Source organism: Nocardia sp. NPDC003345, from assembly GCF_053589395.1.
In genome coordinates this window covers 1-2,494 of sequence record NZ_JBSFRU010000528.1, presented here as the reverse complement: position 1 = coordinate 2,494, position 2,494 = coordinate 1, and the positions used below count along the sequence as shown (strand labels likewise).

Below are 2,494 nucleotides of genomic sequence, written 5' to 3'. Positions count from 1 at the left end.
CCGCCGCCGCTGTGGTCCTTGCCCATGGCGTTGGCCAGGGTGTTGGCCAGGCCCGGTTCCACGACCTGCTCGCAGGCCTGTTCGGTGAGCGGCACGGGTTTGCCGTAGCGGTCGATCACCTCGGCGATGGGCGAGGGCGGGCACCAGACACCGCCGGAGGCGATCGTCGCGGCCACATTGGACAGTTCCAGCGGGTTCACCGCGACCGGACCCAGGGTGAACGAACCCAGATTCTGGCCCTTGATCATATCGGCGAGGCTCTGGTTGTCGTCGTGTCCGGAAGTGCCGGCCTCGGTATAGGACCGCAGGCCCAGCCGCACCGCCATATCGACGGTCGGGGTCACGCCGACGGCCTGGATGAGTTTCACGAACGCGGTGTTCGGCGAGGTGGCCAGCGCCTCGGTGACCGACATCGGCGACCGGTAGTTACCGGCGTTCTCGACGCAGTAGGTGGCGGGCGGGCACCCGGGGGCGCCGCCGTTGCCCATCCCGCGGGCGTCGAATCGGCCCGGAACGTCGAGCTGGGCGTTGATGCCCATCCCCTTTTCCATGGCAGCGGCCGTTGTGAACAGCTTGAACACCGAACCGGCGCCGTCGCCGACCATCGAATACGGCTGGGCGAGCAGGGTTTCGTGTTGGTCGCGGTTCAGGCCGTAGGTGCGGCTGCTCGCCATCGCGAGCAGGGGGTGTTTGTCCTTGCCCGGGCCGATCAGCGACATCACCTCGGCGATATTCGGCAGATGCGGGTCGGCGTTCGCGTTGACCGAACGTTTCACCGAGTCCTGGACGGCGGGGTCCAGGGTGGTGCGGATGAGGTATCCGCCCTTCTCGATCTGCTCTTTGCTCAGGCCCGCGTTGGCCAGATACGACAGCGCGTAATCGCAGAAGAAGCCGCGGTCGTTGGCGGCGATACACCCCCGGGGCAGCCCCTTGGGTTCGGGGAGCACGCCCAGGGGCTGTGTTTTCGCGGCCCGCAGTTCCTCGGCCCGGCTGGGGATGTTCTGGATCATGGTGTCCAGGACCGTGTTGCGCCGGATGGTGACACCCTCGGGGTTGGTGTAGGGGTTCAGCTTGGAACTGCTCTGCACCATGCCGGCCAGCATCGCCGACTGGGCGGCGTTCAGGTCCTTGGCGTCGATACCGAAGTAGGTCTGGGCGGCGTCCTGGATACCGTAGGACGAGTTACCGAACGGCACCAGATTCAGATACCGGGTGAGGATCTCGTCCTTGCTGAGTTCCTTGTCCAGGGTGAGCGCCATCCGGATCTCGCGGATCTTGCGGGCCGGGGTGGTCTCGATGGCGGCCCGGCGTTCGGCGTCGGTTTTGGCGACCACGAGCAGATTGAAGTTCTTCACGTACTGCTGGTCGATCGTGGACGCGCCCTGCTGGACCTCACCGCTGCTGGTGTTGGTGAGGAAGGCCCGGATGGTGCCCTGCCAGTCCACGCCGTGGTGATCGGCGAAGCGTTTGTCCTCGATGGAGACGATGGCCAGCTTCATATCGTTGGAGATCCGGTCGCTGGGAACCTCGAACCGGCGCTGTTCGTACAGCCAGGCGATGGGATTCCCGGCGGCGTCCACCATGGTGGAGACGGCGGGCACGGTTCCCTCGACCAGTTCCGCGGAGACGTTGTCGACGGCATCGGCGGCGCGGTTCGAGACGAATCCGAAACCTCCGGCGACCGGGAACAACATTCCCGCAACGAGCACGGAGGCGAGTACACAGCTGCCCGCCAGCTTGATGAGCGCACGTGTGATCGGCACAGCACCAGCGTAGAGGGTGGGCCTGCGGCGCTCGTGAAGTGTGGACACCGGGTGTTGTTCCGTTCGATTCGAGATCTTCGCGCCGGATTCGCGCCATGGTGTCTGACATGCGCATTCGGGCTCCTGGGCGGCGAACGCGGCGGAGTCGGCAGGCACGGACGTACCAAAAAGTCATCATCCGGTCTTGCGCTCGGGGCATACCTTTACCTAGATTGAGAGCTCAGTGTGATAGAGCTAACACTCAATGTGGAATGTGGTGCACTTCGCAGCGGGGTTCGGGTTGCTGCGGGGTGGCACGCGATTCCGGAGCGCCGTGACCCGGTGTTCGGACTGGCAAAGGGGCACACCAAATGCACATGACAACCACCCCCGTCGCTCGATTGAACGTAGAGCAGGCCGAAGCGAGGATCGCCTGGGTGTCCCAGGCCCGATGCAAGGAAGTGGATCCCGATCAACTGTTCGTCCGCGGCGCGGCTCAGCGCAAGGCGGCGACGATCTGCCGGCACTGTCCGGTCCTGATGGAATGCGGGGCGGACGCCCTCGACAACAGGGTCGAGTTCGGAGTGTGGGGTGGTATGACCGAACGCCAACGGCGGGCGCTGCTCAAGCAGCATCCGGACGTGACCTCCTGGGCGGATTTCTTTCACGTCCAGCGGACGCACCAGGTAGCGATGTAAGCCAATTCCCATTGGACGACCCAGGCCGCCGGCCACTCGATGTGCGAGTGGCCG

General features: G+C 65.1%; 2 protein-coding genes. One reads left to right on the top strand and one right to left on the bottom strand.

Translation table 11 applies throughout. The annotated features are described in order from the left end of the window. Positions 1-1,694, bottom strand: a 1,694-nt coding sequence (locus ACWDU1_RS31600; RefSeq protein ID WP_450004081.1) for a transglycosylase domain-containing protein, incomplete at its 3' end; no start/stop codon positions are given. 419 nt (positions 1,695-2,113) lie between these two features. Here ACWDU1_RS31600 and ACWDU1_RS31595 point away from each other — a divergent pair. Further along, on the top strand, positions 2,114-2,440 hold the full coding sequence (locus ACWDU1_RS31595; protein ID WP_450004080.1) for a WhiB family transcriptional regulator: 327 nt from the start codon (positions 2,114-2,116) through the stop codon (positions 2,438-2,440). The last annotated feature ends 54 nt before the right edge of the window (positions 2,441-2,494 follow it).